The 15,528-nt window shown below is 62.0% G+C and carries 19 protein-coding genes; 12 read left to right on the top strand and 7 right to left on the bottom strand.

The features are described 5' to 3' along the window. The first annotated feature begins 57 nt into the window (after window positions 1-57). Window positions 58-966: a DMT family transporter gene (locus tag ACS3QZ_RS05975; protein WP_456037005.1), complete on the top strand. Its 909-nt coding sequence runs from the start codon at window positions 58-60 to the stop codon at window positions 964-966. Here ACS3QZ_RS05975 and ACS3QZ_RS05980 read toward each other — a convergent pair. Next, window positions 923-1,603 carry a thiamine diphosphokinase gene (locus ACS3QZ_RS05980; RefSeq protein WP_456037006.1) on the bottom strand — a complete coding sequence of 227 codons (681 nt, stop codon included), beginning with the start codon at window positions 1,601-1,603 and terminating at the stop codon, window positions 923-925. The genes ACS3QZ_RS05975 and ACS3QZ_RS05980 overlap by 44 nt on opposite strands. Window positions 1,604-1,744: 141 nt before the next feature. On the opposite strand from ACS3QZ_RS05980, the gene ACS3QZ_RS05985 reads away from it, so the two are divergent. Beyond that, on the top strand, window positions 1,745-3,937 hold the full coding sequence (locus ACS3QZ_RS05985; RefSeq protein WP_456037007.1) for a hypothetical protein: 2,193 nt from the start codon (window positions 1,745-1,747) through the stop codon (window positions 3,935-3,937). A gap of 46 nt (window positions 3,938-3,983) precedes the next feature. Here the strand turns inward: ACS3QZ_RS05985 and ACS3QZ_RS05990 are convergent, their stop codons facing one another. Continuing rightward, window positions 3,984-4,211 carry a DUF2842 domain-containing protein gene (locus ACS3QZ_RS05990; RefSeq protein WP_456037008.1) on the bottom strand — a complete coding sequence of 76 codons (228 nt, stop codon included), beginning with the start codon at window positions 4,209-4,211 and terminating at the stop codon, window positions 3,984-3,986. Between the two features lie 33 nt (window positions 4,212-4,244). Beyond that, window positions 4,245-5,540, bottom strand: a complete 1,296-nt coding sequence (locus ACS3QZ_RS05995) for an adenylosuccinate synthase (protein WP_456037009.1) — start codon at window positions 5,538-5,540, stop codon at window positions 4,245-4,247. A gap of 143 nt (window positions 5,541-5,683) precedes the next feature. Here ACS3QZ_RS05995 and ACS3QZ_RS06000 point away from each other — a divergent pair, with 143 nt between their 5' ends. Beyond that, on the top strand, window positions 5,684-6,079 hold the full coding sequence (locus ACS3QZ_RS06000) for a DUF6524 family protein (RefSeq protein ID WP_456037010.1): 396 nt from the start codon (window positions 5,684-5,686) through the stop codon (window positions 6,077-6,079). A gap of 125 nt (window positions 6,080-6,204) precedes the next feature. On the opposite strand, the gene ACS3QZ_RS06005 is transcribed toward ACS3QZ_RS06000, so the two are convergent. From ACS3QZ_RS06005 to nthA, 3 genes are read right to left on the bottom strand one after another with little or no spacing between them, the layout of a single operon-like run. Then, a complete protein-coding gene (locus tag ACS3QZ_RS06005) occupies window positions 6,205-6,522 on the bottom strand; it encodes a nitrile hydratase accessory protein (RefSeq protein WP_456037011.1) in 318 nt (105 codons plus the stop codon). Then, complete coding sequence (gene nthB, locus ACS3QZ_RS06010; protein WP_456037012.1) at window positions 6,519-7,187, bottom strand: nitrile hydratase subunit beta; 669 nt, start codon at window positions 7,185-7,187, stop codon at window positions 6,519-6,521. The genes ACS3QZ_RS06005 and nthB overlap by 4 nt, the downstream gene beginning before the upstream one ends. Beyond that, a complete protein-coding gene (gene nthA / locus ACS3QZ_RS06015; RefSeq protein ID WP_456037013.1) occupies window positions 7,184-7,798 on the bottom strand; it encodes a nitrile hydratase subunit alpha in 615 nt (204 codons plus the stop codon). Before nthA ends, nthB begins: the two co-directional genes overlap by 4 nt. A 322-nt stretch (window positions 7,799-8,120) precedes the next feature. On the opposite strand from nthA, the gene secG reads away from it, so the two are divergent. Then, the gene (gene secG, locus ACS3QZ_RS06020; protein ID WP_456037014.1) at window positions 8,121-8,483 is read left to right on the top strand and encodes a preprotein translocase subunit SecG; all 363 of its coding nucleotides are present in this window, start codon (window positions 8,121-8,123) and stop codon (window positions 8,481-8,483) included. 203 nt (window positions 8,484-8,686) lie between these two features. After that, complete coding sequence (gene pyrG / locus ACS3QZ_RS06025; RefSeq protein WP_093095124.1) at window positions 8,687-10,330, top strand: CTP synthase; 1,644 nt, start codon at window positions 8,687-8,689, stop codon at window positions 10,328-10,330. Between the two features lie 42 nt (window positions 10,331-10,372). Here pyrG and ACS3QZ_RS06030 read toward each other — a convergent pair whose 3' ends face one another. Next, complete coding sequence (locus ACS3QZ_RS06030) at window positions 10,373-10,906, bottom strand: cysteine dioxygenase family protein (RefSeq protein ID WP_456037015.1); 534 nt, start codon at window positions 10,904-10,906, stop codon at window positions 10,373-10,375. Window positions 10,907-11,274: 368 nt separating this feature from the next. Between ACS3QZ_RS06030 and ACS3QZ_RS06035 the strand changes: the two genes are divergently transcribed. From ACS3QZ_RS06035 to ACS3QZ_RS06065, 7 genes are all read left to right on the top strand, one after another. Next, the gene (locus ACS3QZ_RS06035) at window positions 11,275-11,868 is read left to right on the top strand and encodes a hypothetical protein (RefSeq protein WP_131814393.1); all 594 of its coding nucleotides are present in this window, start codon (window positions 11,275-11,277) and stop codon (window positions 11,866-11,868) included. 1 nt (window position 11,869) lies between these two features. After that, window positions 11,870-12,550 (top strand): hypothetical protein, encoded by a 681-nt coding sequence (locus tag ACS3QZ_RS06040; protein ID WP_456037016.1) that lies wholly within the window; start codon window positions 11,870-11,872, stop codon window positions 12,548-12,550. A gap of 82 nt (window positions 12,551-12,632) precedes the next feature. Then, window positions 12,633-12,926: a DUF1330 domain-containing protein gene (locus ACS3QZ_RS06045; RefSeq protein WP_456037017.1), complete on the top strand. Its 294-nt coding sequence runs from the start codon at window positions 12,633-12,635 to the stop codon at window positions 12,924-12,926. Next, complete coding sequence (locus ACS3QZ_RS06050; protein WP_456037018.1) at window positions 12,926-13,345, top strand: tellurite resistance TerB family protein; 420 nt, start codon at window positions 12,926-12,928, stop codon at window positions 13,343-13,345. Before ACS3QZ_RS06045 ends, ACS3QZ_RS06050 begins: the two co-directional genes overlap by 1 nt. 91 nt (window positions 13,346-13,436) lie before the next feature. After that, complete coding sequence (locus ACS3QZ_RS06055) at window positions 13,437-13,877, top strand: tellurite resistance TerB family protein (protein WP_456037019.1); 441 nt, start codon at window positions 13,437-13,439, stop codon at window positions 13,875-13,877. Next, complete coding sequence (locus ACS3QZ_RS06060; RefSeq protein ID WP_456037020.1) at window positions 13,874-14,608, top strand: phosphate/phosphite/phosphonate ABC transporter substrate-binding protein; 735 nt, start codon at window positions 13,874-13,876, stop codon at window positions 14,606-14,608. The genes ACS3QZ_RS06055 and ACS3QZ_RS06060 overlap by 4 nt, the downstream gene beginning before the upstream one ends. Window positions 14,609-14,737: 129 nt before the next feature. Then, complete coding sequence (locus ACS3QZ_RS06065) at window positions 14,738-15,508, top strand: ABC transporter ATP-binding protein (protein ID WP_456037021.1); 771 nt, start codon at window positions 14,738-14,740, stop codon at window positions 15,506-15,508. The last annotated feature ends 20 nt before the right edge of the window (window positions 15,509-15,528 follow it).

Below are 15,528 nucleotides of genomic sequence, written 5' to 3' on the forward strand. Positions count from 1 at the left end.
CGTCAACCTGTGATTTAGTAGATTGCCAAATCAGATAGCAAATCCTAGCGTTTGATCATGACCCAGGACCGCCCCCTTCTCGGCATCATGCTGATGCTTTGCTTCTGCGTACTCGCCCCTCTGGGCGATGCCGTCGCCAAGATCCTGTCCAACGCGATTCCCATCGGCATGACCCTCCTTGTGCGGTTCGGCATCCAGGCGCTGGTCCTGATCCCGATCGTCATCTTCACACGGCGCCCGTGGCGCATGCGTCGGCGGACCGTGTCATTGGTCGTTTTGCGCACCGCACTGCACATCATCGGTATCGGGGCCATGTTCCTTGCCCTGCGCCACCTGCCCCTTGCCGATGCCGTGGCCATTGCCTTTGTCATGCCCTTCCTGATGCTTCTGTTGGGGAAGTTCGTGCTCAATGAAGAGGTCGGCATGCGCCGCCTGATCGCCTGCGCGGTCGGATTCGTCGGCACGCTGCTGGTGATCCAGCCCAGCTTTGCCGAGGTCGGCCCCCCGGCCCTTCTGCCCCTTGTCGTCGCGGTGGTCTTCGCGCTGTTCATGCTGGTCACACGCCAGATCGCCAAGGAAACCGACCCGATTTCACTTCAGGCCGTCAGCGGCGTCATGGCCGTGGTTGCGATCCTGCCCATGCTGGCCCTTGGCGCCGCCTTCGACCTGCCCGAACTTCAACTGGCCCGACCGGACACGCAAACCGCATGGCTTTTGCTGGTCATCGGCCTCATGGGCACCGCCGCGCACCTCTTGATGACATGGTCGCTGCGCTATGCACCCTCGACGACGCTGGCTCCGATGCAATACTTGGAAATTCCCTTTGCCACGCTGATCGGCTGGATCATCTTCCGGGATCTGCCCAACGGACTGGCGGCCCTTGGCATCCTGATCACCATTGCCTCGGGGCTCTATATCGTTTTCAGAGAGCGTGCCATGAGCCGCGTTGCGCCGCCAGTGCCCTAGCCACGCATTCCAGCCACTTGTGGGGCAGGATCACCAGCATCTTGGGCGCCGTCATCTCAAGCCGCACCGCCCCCATCGCCTCGTTTGACGTACCGATGCGCCCATCCGGCGTGAACACCAACCCGTTGATTGGCCACCGCAGCCCTTCGGACACGCCTTCGACAAGGCCCATTGGAAACAGCGACACCCGCGTCCCGGCCTCAAGCGGCAATTCCAGAACCGGCGGAGCCAGAAAGGCGATATCCGTGTCGCTGAGCAGGATGCAGCGTTTGTCCGGGTGGCGCACCAGCCCGTTGTAACAGGCCAGCTGGTGATCCAGCCGCGCCCCCGTGAACCCGGCCCCGAGCAGAACCGGCGCCGCAACGGAACGCAGCGCCTTGTCGAAATCCGTGCTTTCCTGTTCCGTGATCCGGTGGATCCTGTCTTCGGGAATCCCTGCAGCCACCAGCGCCGAAAGCGAGTCCATGTCGCCAATCACAGCCTCGGGCATCAGCCCCAATGCGCGGCAATGCGCCCCGCCGCCATCCACGGCAACCAGCCGCCCGGCGGCGTCAAGGCACCGTTTCAGATCATTTTTTGCCAGTTCGCCCGCACCGACCAAAGTGATTGGTTCCGAACTATCAACAATAACCGTCATTTCGCCGGATTCCCCCCCGTTTTGATCGACAGGCCACAAATTGGCCATAAAATGATACCCTGCCTACCACAGAATCGGTCACGTTTCGTCGCTCCTGTCGTGGTAAACAGGATGTCGAGCAGTGCAAAGGACCCGCATTCCATGGTGACGAATAACAAAGTACTCACGGTTTCCTATGGGACGTTTTCCTGTACCCTTGAAGGGTTCGAGGACTCTTTCGATACGATGAAAGCCATTGCGGAGTACTTCCGCGATCTGGCCGCAGATGACCGCTACTTCGGTGCCGAGCCTCCGACGCCCGATGCTGAAATGCTCGCCCGCATCGCCGAACGCGAGATCGAACGACGGGTCCAGGCGCGCGTCGATCACGGAGCAATCGTGCTGAGCGCTGCGGCTGCTGCGGCCCCGGCTGCGGCAGAGTCCACCGTCGCTACCCCGGCCGAAGACGCCAAAGCCCCCGCGCCCGAGCAGGACTTCAGCGAAGATGCGGTCGAAGTCACCGAAGGCGCGGAAGCTGTCGAAGCCATCGAGTCCGACGATACCGATCAGGCTGTCGTTGCCGCCCTCACGGAAGAAGCTGCCCCTGCTCCGCAGCCCGAGGAAATCGAGGCCGCCGCCGAACTGCCCGAAACGGACGAAGGCGCGGATACGGACGAAGACACTGTCGCAGCCGTCATGTCTCAGGCCGAGGAAGAGGTGTCAGAACCGGATACCCTCGATGCCGAAGAGCCAGCCACCCCGATCATCGAAGCCACAGACTCCGAGGAAATCGAAGACGCCTTGGAAATGGCCACGCCTGCCGAGACCGCCGAAGCGCTTGCCGAAGCCGAAGACATCGTCGAAGAAGAACTCGCCGAAATCGTCGACGAAGCAGAAACACTTGAGGACGAAACCTTCGCCGAGGCAGATGAAGGCACCGCCCCGGTTGTCGCCGAAGAGGAGGCAGACGCCGAAGATGCGTTCGCCGACTGGGACGATGAAGAAGAAGACGTCGACCCGGAATACGAGGTCAACTCGATCGCCGCCAAGCTCGAGCGCATCCGCGCAGTGGTATCGCGCGTCGTAGAAGAGCCCGAAGATGACTTCTCCGAAGACGAACATGCCGAAGACGTCCCCGCAGAAGACACCTTCCTTGCCGATACAGTGCATCAGGTCGAAGAGGCGCTCGCCGCTGAAGACCAGCCCGAGGACACGCCCCAGCCGCTGCGCGCCCGCGTCGTGCGCATGAAACGTGCCGATTTCGAAGAAGCCGTCGCTTCCGGCCTGCTCGAAGCCGAGCCGGTTGAGGAAGACGAGGACGAAGACATGTCCCTTGAGGACGGGACCAGCCTCTCGCCAGAGGACGAGGCTGAACTTCTCGCGGAACTGGCCGAGGTCGAAGCCGAGCTTGATGTGCTCGCCTCTTACGAGGATGACGACGACGAGCCCGTTTCAGAGGAACGTGCGGAATCGGAAAACAGCGCAGACGCCGAGGATGAAGCTCAGGATTCTGACGAACCTTTCGTCCTGACCGATGCGGTCGAAACACCCGATGAAGATCCGGCCCCCAAGGCATCCGAACAGCTTGGCGAAGCCGCTGGCGGCGGGGATGACCTGTCCCGCCTGATGGCCAAGGCCGAAAGCGAGATGCAAGAGCCGGTGGGCAAGGGCCGCCGTCAGGCAATCGCCCATTTGCGGGCCGCCGTAAAGGCGACCAAGGCCGAGAAAGAGGCCGGGAACGATCTGTCGCGCCGCGATCACTCCGAGGCGTATCGCGATGATCTGGCCAGCGTTGTGCGCGCGGTCCCCGGCGGTGCCAGCGCGGACAAACCCCGTGAGCGCAGCGAAGCGCCGCTCAAGCTGGTGGCCGCACAGCGAGTCGATGCCCCCGCACCCGCCCCGGAGCGCGATCCCGCACCCGAAGTGGCCGAGGCAGCCAAAGCCGCCGAACCGACCCCCGACACCGCACCGCGCGCGCCCGTGCGTCCGCGCCGCGTATCTGCCGAACGGATCGATCGCGAAGAGATCGCGCGCAATGCTGCGCCGGTTGGCACCTCGGCCAAGGTTCAGGGAGATTTCCAGGCCTACGCCACCAGCGTCGGTGCCACCCGCCTTCCCGAAGTGCTCGAAGCGGCAGCGGCCTATCTCACCTTCGTCGAGGGCCACGACCGGTTCTCGCGCCCGATGCTGATGCGCATGGCGCGCGACGCCAACGAAGACGAATTCTCCCGCGAGATCGGCCTGCGCAGCTTCGGCCAGCTCCTGCGCGAGAAAAAGATCGAGAAAATCGCCGGCGGCCGCTTCACGGCAAAGTCCACAATCGGCTTCAAGCCCGATGACAGGGCCGTCGGATAAACACCTGTAAATCAAAGAAAAAAGGCGCCCTTTTGGGCGCCTTTTTTCAGTTCTCGATATCGGCATCCGGGTCCGGTTGCCCGATCCCCTTGAACAGGGATTTGAATGGCAAAATCCACAGGATCCCCAAAAGCACATAGACCCCCAGCTCCACCAGGATCGACGGTCGGTCGATCAACGCGACGACATTGACGGCCAGAATGATATAAATCGGAAGCCCCACAACCAGCACCAACAGCGCCAGCCGCTTGCGGGTCTTGTATTTCAAAGCCATGCGCGCGTCTCCTTTTTCAAGGCCGTTACGGTCCTAGTCGGCAAACGGATCTGTCACGAGAATCGTATCTTCGCGCTCGGGACTGGTCGACAGCATTGCCACCGGGCAATCAATCAGCTCTTCCACGCGGCGCACATATTTGATCGCATTCGCCGGAAGGTCCGCCCAGCTGCGCGCGCCCTCGGTCGATTCCGACCAGCCGGGAAGCTCTTCATAGATCGGCGTGCAACGGGCCTGCTGATCCGCCGCCGTCGGCAGGTAATCCAGCCGCTCTCCATCGAGATCATAGCCGACACAGATCTTCAGCGTCTCGAACCCGTCCAGCACGTCCAGCTTGGTCAGCGCAATGCCGCTCACCCCGCTTGTGGCACAGGTCTGGCGCAGCAGCGCCGCATCGAACCAGCCACAACGCCGCTTGCGCCCGGTGGTGGTGCCGAACTCATGGCCACGCTCGCCCAGCCGCTGCCCGTCCTCGTCAAACAACTCGGTCGGGAACGGCCCTTCACCCACGCGGGTGGTATAGGCTTTCACGATGCCCAGCACGAAGTCGATCGAGTTCGGTCCGATACCAACCCCGGTGGCCGACTGCCCGGCGATCACGTTGGACGAGGTCACAAACGGATATGTGCCGAAATCAATGTCCAGCAGCGCGCCCTGCGCGCCCTCGAACAGGATCCGCTTGCCCGCTTTGCGTTTCTCGTTGAGAACCTTCCACACCGGCGCCGCAAAGGGTAGAATCTGCGGCGCAATCTCCTTGAGTTGCGCAATCAGCGCATCCCGGTCTACGGCCTCAATCCCAAGACCCTTGCGCAGCGGATCATGGTGCTGCAGCGCCCGGTCAACACGCGCCTCAAGCGTCGCCTCATCCGCCAGATCCATGACCCGAACCGCACGGCGCCCGACCTTGTCTTCGTAACAGGGGCCAATGCCGCGCCCGGTCGTGCCGATCTTGGTGCCCTTGCTGGCCGCTTCCTCGCGCGCCCGGTCCAATTCGCCGTGGATCGGCAGAATCAGCGGCGTGTTTTCCGCGATCATCAGCGTTTCCGGGCTGATCTCGACGCCCTGTGCGCGCACGGTTTCGATCTCGTTGACCAGGTGCCAGGGGTCAAGAACAACCCCGTTGCCGATCACGCTCAACTTGCCGCCGCGCACGACACCCGAAGGCAACGCGTGCAGCTTGTAGACCTTGCCGTCAATGACCAGCGTATGCCCGGCATTGTGACCGCCCTGAAACCGCGCGATCACATCCGCACGCTCACTCAACCAGTCGACGATCTTGCCTTTTCCCTCGTCGCCCCACTGAGCGCCGACGACAACCACATTGGCCATGTCCGAGTCCTTTTTTCGGTGTCAAACCCGCGCCCTTTTAGCCATGTTGCACGCGACACGAAACCGCAAATGTGCCGCAGTACTGGACAGAGCGCCCCATTTCGCGCAAAGCATAAGAAAAAAAGCCGAACAAGGGGTCCGAAATGGGGCTGTTGATGCGTTGGGTCTTTGCCTTCCTGCTTCTGGCACTGACCTTCAACCCAACCGAGTGGAGCTACGTCCACTGGAGCATGGAAAACTACATCGAGGAAATGCCGCTGACGGTGCTTTTGGGGCTGCTGCTGTTGATCGGCTACATCATCTACTTGCGCGCCACGCTGCGCTCGATCGGCGGCTTTGGCATGTTGCTCGTCCTCGCCGTTGTCGCCGCGCTCGTCTGGGTTCTCTATGACTGGAACATGCTCGATCTGGACAACCGCGACATGAACACCTGGATCGCCATCCTCGCACTGTCGATCGTGCTGGGTGTCGGTCTGGGGTGGTCCATCGTCCGCCGAATGCTGTCCGGCCAGTACGACATGGACGATGTTGACAGCTGACTGGTCCGCAGGGGGCGCTGCCCCCGCCGCAGCAAGCTGCGTCTCCCCCGGGGTATTTCCGGAAAAAGAAAGATCACCCCCGCGCAGTCTTATGTCCGACACACCCAAGATGAGCGCTGGCGTCTTTATCGCGACAGTTTCACCGGCGCGCCGTGCGGCGTGTTCAGATAGGCCGCCTCCCAGGCGGCGCGCATCGCCTCCACCGCGTCTGCCCCGGCCATGCCGTTTTCGCGCAACATTGCCTCCAGCGTCTCCAGCCAGGCCGCGAAATAGTCATCTCCGCCATCCAATGCCCGTGAAACACCATGCTGCTTGAGCGTAGCGCCAAAGCGTTCGGTCCAGTCCGGCCAGTCGAAATGCCCGGCTTCATTGAGAAACACCGTCAAGGCAAAGACCTGCGCGTGCCAGGGCGCCTCGAACACGGGGTCGGGGCGCGCGCTCATGCCGGCTCCAGGTAGCTTTGCCACATGTCCACAACCACCTCGTCACCTTCAGCCGCGCCTTCGCCCCAAACGTCCCGCGCCGAAAACGCCACCGCATAGAGCGGTTCGGGGCAGTCGCCAAACCCATGGGCGCTTGCATCGGGCAGCACATGCGCGCCATGCAACAGCACGATCTCGCCCGGCATGCCCGCCGCATAGGACGGCAGGCGCGTATGCCCCCCGCTCACCCGTGTGTTATGCGCGGGTTGGCGCGACCGCACCCGATCCCCTTTTGCAAACCGGGGCGCTGCACCGTCGCGCTTATAAGGGCTTCCCGCGGCCAGCACGCCTGCGACGGCCTCTGCCTTCAAAACCCGCTCTACGAGTTCGGAAACCGACGTTGCATGACCGGAGGACAGTTCCTCTTCGCTGACAACCCCGGTCCTGACCAGCAGATCCGCCAGCGCAGCCAGCCATTTTTCATAATAGGAAAACCGCGCGTAGTCTTTTGGGCTCAGGCATTCCCGCGCGTGGCGCGAGGTGTCGATATTCCATTTCCCAAGGGCCCCGGCCGCCAGTGTCAATGCCAGTGCGCGCGCATGCCAGTCCTCGGCATAGACCGCATTGTCCGCCGGGTTTACTGCGCCATCCCCATAACGCCCGCCCATGTCATGCACACGGCTCATGTTGCGGGTCCTTCGGCCAAACCGGTGCCAACCATGGAATCACGCGTGACCAGCGCCGCGAGATCCTCTTCGGACCAGCCTTCCGTCCCTTCCGGTCGCTGCGGTACCACCAGATACCGAATCTCGGCCGTTGAATCCCAGACCCGGACCTTGACGTCCTCGGGCAGGTTGACCCCGAACTCGGCAAGCACCTTGCGTGGTTCGCGCACCACGCGCGCCCGATAGGCATCCGACTTGTACCATCCCGGCGGGATGCCCAGCAAAGGCCACGGGTAACAGCTGCATAGCGTACAGACGACGACGTTATGAACCGCGTCGGTGTTCTCGACGAACACCATATGTTCGCCCTGCCGCCCATAGAGCCCCATCTCGCGCAATCCCGGCATCGGGTCGCGCAGCATTTCTTCACGGAAGGCCGGGTCACTCCACATCTTTGCCACCACCCGCGCGCCGTTCTTCGGCCCGATCCGGTTCTGGTAGGTGTCGATGATCTCATCCAGCGCGGCCGGATCCACCAGCCCCTTCTCGGTGAGGATAGTTTCAAGTGCGCGCACCCGCAACGCGGGGTCCGGGGGCAACAATGTATGCGGGTGGTCGTGATCATGTGGCATGCACAATGCTTGCCATCGACCGTCCAACCTGTCCAGCATGTCGCCGCGGCACACGAGATTTCTCTCCACTGGTCTGATCCCGCATGCGCTGGCGGCAAACCGCGGCTTTCCGGCGCCCGGTCCCGATGCGCCTGCCACTTTCCGACACTATGGCGGAGCGATTTCCGCCTCGACCCGGACGATTACTTTCTCTTTTGAACAAACTGGCGGGACCCGGGTTTGGCCAGCAGACAAACACGCGGTCGGAAACCGTCTTGCCCCCCGGGCCAAACTTGCCTACATAGCGCGCTGAACCAACCGAACGCTCGCTTTACAGGTCTCCATGGAAAACGTTGTCCTCATCATCCACCTTCTTCTCGCGCTGGCCCTGATCGGGGTTGTGCTGATGCAACGGTCCGAGGGCGGTGGCCTGGGTATGGGCGGCGGCGGTGGCGGCGCCATGACGGGCCGCGCGGCAGCCACGGCTCTGGGCAAGATCACCTGGATTCTCGCGGCGGCGTTCATCTGCACCTCGATCGCCCTGACGGTCATCGCAGCCAAGAATTCCTCGTCCAGCTCGGTCTTTGACCGTCTCGGCACCGAGGCCCCGGCAGAAGAAACCACCGCTCCGGTGGTGCCGTCGGGCGATTCCCTGTTGCCCCCCAGCGAAGGCGACAACAGCCCGCTGGTTCCGCGCGCCGACTAAGTCCCGCGCGTCCTAAGCACAGTTCAAGGCCCGCATGTCGGGCCACCACCACAGTTTGAGGCACCAAATCGGGGCGCAACAGCATCTTGCGGTCCGGTTGCCAAAAGCTTGCGAATCCTATATGGCTCAAGTCCCGTGATGCTGTGACAGTTTTTGCTGTTTCGGGCGCATGAAATTCGATGATCACGGGGGGCGCCAACCAGATGGCACGCTATATCTTCATTACCGGCGGTGTTGTTTCTTCTCTGGGCAAAGGTCTTGCCTCTGCAGCGCTCGGCGCACTGCTCCAGGCCCGTGGCTATACCGTCCGCCTGCGCAAGCTCGACCCCTATCTCAACGTCGATCCGGGCACGATGTCGCCCTTCGAACATGGCGAGGTTTTCGTCACCGACGATGGCGCCGAAACCGATCTCGACCTTGGCCATTACGAACGCTTCACCGGGGTTCCGGCGCGCATGACCGACAGCGTCTCCTCGGGGCGCATCTATTCCAACGTGCTCGAAAAGGAACGGCGCGGCGATTACCTTGGCAAAACCATCCAGGTCGTTCCCCACGTCACCAACGAAATCAAGGACTTCATCAATATCGGTGATGACGAGGTTGATTTCATGCTTTGCGAAATCGGCGGCACCGTCGGCGATATCGAGGGCCTGCCGTTTTTCGAAGCCATCCGCCAGTTCTCCCATGACAAGCCGCGTGGCCAGTGCATCTTCATGCACCTGACCCTGCTGCCGTGGCTCGCCGCCTCCGGTGAGCTCAAGACCAAGCCGACCCAGCACTCGGTCAAGGAACTGCAATCCATCGGCATCGCGCCTGACATCCTCGTCTGCCGCTCCGAACAGCCGATCCCGGAAAAGGAACGCCAGAAAATCGCGCTGTTCTGTAACGTGCGCAAAGAGGCCGTCGTGGCCGCCTATGATCTCAAGTCGATCTACGAGGCGCCGCTGGCCTATCACCGCGAAGGTCTTGATCAGGCGGTGCTTGATGCCTTTGGCATCGCGCCGGCGCCGCGCCCCGATCTTTCGGTCTGGGAAGACGTGAACGACCGCATCCACAACACCGACGGCAACGTGAACATCGCCATCGTGGGCAAGTACACCCAGCTTGAAGACGCCTACAAGTCCATCAAAGAGGCGCTGACCCATGGCGGCATGCACAACCGGGTCAAAGTGAACGTATCCTGGGTTGATGCCGAGGTGTTCGACAAGGAAGACGCCGCGCCTTATCTCGAAGGCTATGACGCAATCCTCGTGCCGGGCGGCTTTGGCGAACGCGGCACCGAAGGCAAGATCAAGGCCGCACAGTTCGCCCGCGAACATAAGGTGCCCTATCTCGGCATCTGTCTGGGCATGCAAATGGCCGTGATCGAAGCGGCCCGCAACGTGGCTGGCATCAAAGATGCAGGCTCCGAGGAATTCGATCACGAGGCCGGCGAAAAGCGTTTCGAACCGGTGGTTTACCACCTCAAGGAATGGGTTCAGGGCAACGCCAAGGTCACGCGCAAACATGACGACGACAAGGGGGGCACCATGCGTCTTGGCGCCTATGACGCCGTGCTTTCCGATGGTTCCAAGGTGGCCGGGGTTTATGGTGGCACCGCGATTGAGGAACGCCACCGCCACCGCTACGAAGTCGACACGACCTACCGCGCCAAGCTTGAAGAGTGCGGTTTGAAATTCTCCGGCATGTCGCCCGATGGCCGCCTGCCCGAGATCGTGGAATGGGAAGATCACCCGTGGTTCATCGGCGTCCAGTTCCACCCGGAACTGAAGTCGAAACCGTTTGATCCCCACCCCCTCTTCCGCGAATTCGTCCGCGCGGCCAAGGAAAACTCGCGATTGGTCTAAGAACGGCCCCGGCCCGACCGCCACACGGTCGGGCTTTTGCTTCTATTTGCCGAAACGTGTCCGCATGGCCTCCATGTCATAGGGTTTTTCGACCAACCTTTCCGGCTCCCATTCGCTGCGTTCCGCTTCGAAGAAGTCCCCGCCATAAACGTGGATCGCAGCCGTCAGGCGCGGGATCGGGTTGGTGACCGAGTGGATGATATCCGGCCCCATCGGACACACATCCCCCGTCGACAATGCCCGCGCGCCCGCCGCCTCAATCAACCCGTCGGGATGATCCTTGATGCGGCGCCAAAAGATATTGTCCTCGCGCCCGCCATAAATCCCGATCACCGCCCACATCTCGTGATTATGCGGCGGTACCGTGAAAGAGGGTCGCCAGGCGAGGTTCAGAATGGTCAGATCCGCCGACTGATACAACGGTGTGATACCCGGCTCTGTCGGCTCGCCGAGCGCGGTCATTACCCCCGAAGGATCAGACATCGCGCGCTTGACGACCTCGGCGGCCGCCTTATGGGTTGGGTCACGATCCACCGCATCGCGGCAATCGGAAACGAAACGATCAATATCAAACATGGTGCGCCTCCCTGCACCCAGCATACCATAATACCAGCCCAATTGCTTGCCACGCGGTGGGACGGCAACACGCCCCCCTTGCCCCAGAACCTTGCCAACGCCTTGCGCACGCTCGATTAACACATGCCCAAAAGACGCAAAATCCGGCCCTCCACCGACGTAATACCGATGTAATACCGACGTGATACCGATGCGCAAATCCAGCAAAACAAGGCCGTTAACCATTCGAATCGCAGCCCGTCGCGCAGAATTCATTTTGTCGCCCTCACGCATCGCGCTATCCTTCTCCCATGCGACAGCTTGCGGCGCTCCTTTTCGGAACCAGCCTGCTCGCAACCGCCTCGGCGGCTTGCGAGGCGCCCATCTGCGTGGTTGATGCCGACACGCTCTTTCTCGCCCGCACCATCACCTTTGACGATCAGCCCTCCTCTTTCGGGGTCGGGCGGCAGGTTGAAGACGTATTGATTCAGCCCGGTGTGTCCTTTGGCGAACGCTTTGCCGGGCAAAGCCTTACACGCGAAGGCAATTACGACCGGGTTGGCGGCACGGCGCTGGCGCCGCTGACCGTGATCCCTGGCGCGCCGGGTCAAACCCTTGGAATCCTGCGCCTTATGGCCACCTCGGTCCTGCATGGCCATGGCCCCGAAGGCTTCCCGAAACGCGAAGCCACAGGCGAAGGCGCCATTGCCGCCCTGTTTGAAAACGATCAATCCGCCATCGCCTTCGACATCCGCGGTGGCGAACAGGGCGAAGCCACGGTGACTTTCCTGCGCCGTGACGGACACCCAATCCATAGCCTTCGCCTTGGCCCTCTTGCCGAAGCCACTTACGGTTTTAAGCGCCGCGACGACATCAGCGATATTGCCGGGCTGGTGATCGAAAATGCAGACCCGGAAGGCATCGCCCTCGACAACCTGCGCTTTGACCGCAATGCCGTGCTCAGCCTTCTGTTAACCGACTGACATGAAACTCTTGTTCCTTGTGGCCCTGCTTATCGCGGCCCCGGCAAGGGCCGAGATCTACACCGTTCCCTATGGCGACCTGCTCGACCGGCTTGATACGCGCATCGGTTTTGAAACCCTGCCCCGCAAACCCGAACCCGGCATTCGGCTTGATGCCCCGATCCGCCTTCCCGGTATCTGGATCGGAGAGCATTTCGCCGGTCAGATTATCTCCGGCGCCCCCCACGATCACCTCTCGGTTGCGGCCGCCAAACGCCCCTTGCGCCTGCGCCCGGGACCAAAGGGCCAAAACCTCTCGGTCGCCTATCATCGCGGCTTTGGCTCCAATGCGCTTTTCCCCCTTGGCCCGGACGGGTTTGACGCCATCTCCGGGCGCGGCGAAGGCGCGGTGGCCATCCTTTTTGACAACCCCCAGCCCGAGATCGGATTCCGCCTGCACAGCGACTATCCCGCCCCCCTTGGCGCAACCGCCCCCCAAGGCACGGTCACGGTCCACTTCTTCAACATCAAGGGCCAATCCCTTGCATTGCAAGAGTTTTCTCCCGAGCGGGGCCCTGTGGGTCACGGCTTTGCCTGTTCTGAAGGCGTCGCCTGCATCTCGGGTGTTGTGATCACCAACACCGATCCCGGCGGCATCGCGATGGATGACATCCTGTTCCAGCAACGCCGCCCGCTTTTCTGATCCTTCCTTCGCGGCGAATCTTGCCAAGTGATCCATTCTGTATAAGCCTTGGGCAAAACAGGAAAACCAGCGGGGGAACACCATGGCCAAAGGCTATTGGATCGGACGCGTCGATGTCGACGACATTGACGGCTACATGAAATATGTCGAGGCGAACGCCAAACCCTTTGCCGCCTATGGCGCGAGGTTTCTCGTGCGCGGCGGGCAATTCGAAAACCCCGAAGGCACCGCCCGACAGCGCAATGTCGTGATCGAGTTCCCATCCTATCAGGCCGCCCTCGACTGCTACAAATCCGAGGATTATCAATCGGCCAAGGCCCTGCGCGTACCAGTCAGCACCGGCGACATCGTCATTGTCGAAGGTTACGACGCCTGATGTGGGACGCCCTTCTGACCCGACTACGCGGCAAACCGAAACCCACCGCCCTGCCTGAACCCGACGAAAAGCTCGCCCTTGGCGCGCTTCTGGTGCGCGTGGCCAAGTCCGACAACCACTATGATGCTGACGAAATTGGGGAAATCGACCGCATTCTCGCGGGCACCTTCGGCCTCAACCCGATCCAGGCCGCCAAGATGCGCGCCACCTGCGAAAAACTCGAAGCCGCCGCGCCCGGCACCCCGGATTTCGCGCTTCTGATCCGCCAGAATGTCGACTACCCGCACCGTCTCGAAATGGTTCAGGCGCTCTGGCGCGTCATCATGGCCGACGGCGATCACGTTCCCGCAGAAGATGCCAGCCTGCACGAGATCGAAGCCATGCTGGGCATCAAACCGGAAGATTCTCCGGTTGCTTAGCGCGCGCAGGCGATCGGTTAATCTCTTTTAAATGTAGTGGTTGTAAGGTCGGGCATTGCAGCTTCAAAATCGGCGGCTTACATCTGGGGTCATGTTTGCTGATCTCCTGAAACGCCTGACCGCGCCCGCCCCTGCCCCTCTGGACGACGGCGATGCGCGCCTCGCCCTGACCGCTCTTCTGGTGCGGATCGCCCGTACCGACGGCGACTATGCACAGGAAGAGGCGACCCAGATCGAAGACGTCACCGCGCGCCGCTATGGGCTGTCCGCGACCGAAGCCGCGACCCTGCGCCAACAGGGTGAAACCCTCGAGGCCGAGGCCCCGGACACGGTGCGCTTCACCCGCGCCATAAAGGACGCCGTTCCGCTTGACGAGCGTATCGCGGTGATCGAGGCCATGTGGCAGGTGGTTCTGGCCGATGGGCTGCGCGACGCCGAAGAAGACGCCCTCGTCCGCCTCGCCGCCAACCTTCTGGGCATCAATGACCGCGACAGCGCACTGGCCCGCCAGAGGGTCACGGCCGGGACATGATCGCAAGCCTGGCCATGTATGACAGGCCCGAGACGGCCGCCGCCAATGACCGGCTCTGGCGGGCCGTGCGGGACCATCTTGGCCGTGGCCCCGATACCCTCACCCGCGACGCCGATCTCTGGCAGGTCTGGCTATCCCCCGACCTTCTGCTGGCGCAAACCTGCGGTTTTCCCTTCCGCGCCCGGCTCCATGATCAGGTCACGCTTGTTGCCACGCCGGATTATGGCCTGCCCGGCTGCCCGCCGGGCTACTACAACTCGGTTCTGGTCACGCGGATCGACCACCCGGCAACCACACTGGCCGATTTCGACGGCGCCCGTCTGGCCTACAACGAGGCGCTCTCCCAATCCGGCTGGGCCGCCCCGCACGCCCATTTTGCCGCGCACGACCTGCGAATCGGCCCCCGGATCGTAACCGGCGCGCACCGAGCCTCGGCCGAGGCCGTGGCGGAAAATCGCGCGGACATCGCCGCCCTGGACGCTCTCACTTGGCGCTACATTCAGCAATTTGACGCCTTTGCCGATCGACTTCGCGAAATAGACCGCACCGCGCCCACCCCGGCCCTGCCCTTCATCACCGCCCGCGCACAAGACCCTGCCCCGCTGCGCAACGCGCTCAAGGCCGCGATCAGCGACCTTGCTCCGGCGGACCGCGCGCTTTTGTCCCTTCGCGATGTGCTTGTCATCCCCGAGGCCGCGTATCTGGCCGTTCCAACACCGCCCGCCCCCTGACCAAACGCCCGTTTGAGGCGCCAATTCGGCAGAATTCCCCCTGCGTCACCCCTTTTGAACATTGCATTTGCGCGTTTTTTCATCCCTATTGAGGCACTGATACAAACAACAAAAAACAATGGGGACGCCTTGGCTGATACCACGCCAGTTCTGGAAATCCGCAACCTGCACAAGGCCTATGGCGATCTGGAGGTTATCAAGGGGGTCGATATCACCGCGCATCGCGGCGATGTGGTGTCGCTGATCGGGTCGTCTGGCTCGGGCAAATCCACGATCCTGCGCTGTGCCAACCTTCTGGAAGACAGCCAGCAAGGCGATATTCTCTTCAAGGGCGAACCGGTGACGTGGAAGGGTCAAGGCCACACACGTCATCCCGGAGATCCCAAGCAGGTGCTGCGCATCCGCACCAACCTGTCGATGGTGTTCCAACAGTTCAACCTCTGGGCCCACATGACCATCCTGCAAAACGTGATGGAAGCCCCGGTCACGGTTCTGGGTCGGGAAAAGGCCGAGGCCGAAGCCTCGGCGCGAAAGTACCTCGACAAGGTCGGCATCGGCGACAAATGCGACGTCTACCCGGCGCAGCTTTCGGGCGGCCAGCAGCAGCGTGCCGCGATTGCCCGCGCGCTCTGCATGGAACCCGAGGCGTTGTTGTTCGACGAACCCACTTCGGCGCTCGATCCCGAGCTGGAACAAGAAGTCGTGCGCGTGATCAAGGCGCTGGCCGAGGAAGGCCGGACCATGCTGATCGTCACCCATGACATGAAAATGGCCCATGATGTATCCGACCATGTCGTGTTCCTGCATCAGGGCCTGATCGAAGAGCAAGGCGATCCCGCCACGCTCTTCGGCGCCCCGAAATCCGAGCGGCTGCAGCAATTCCTGAGCTCAACCGCCTGAATTATCAATAAAAAACCAAC

The organism is Shimia sp. W99, assembly GCF_053851455.3.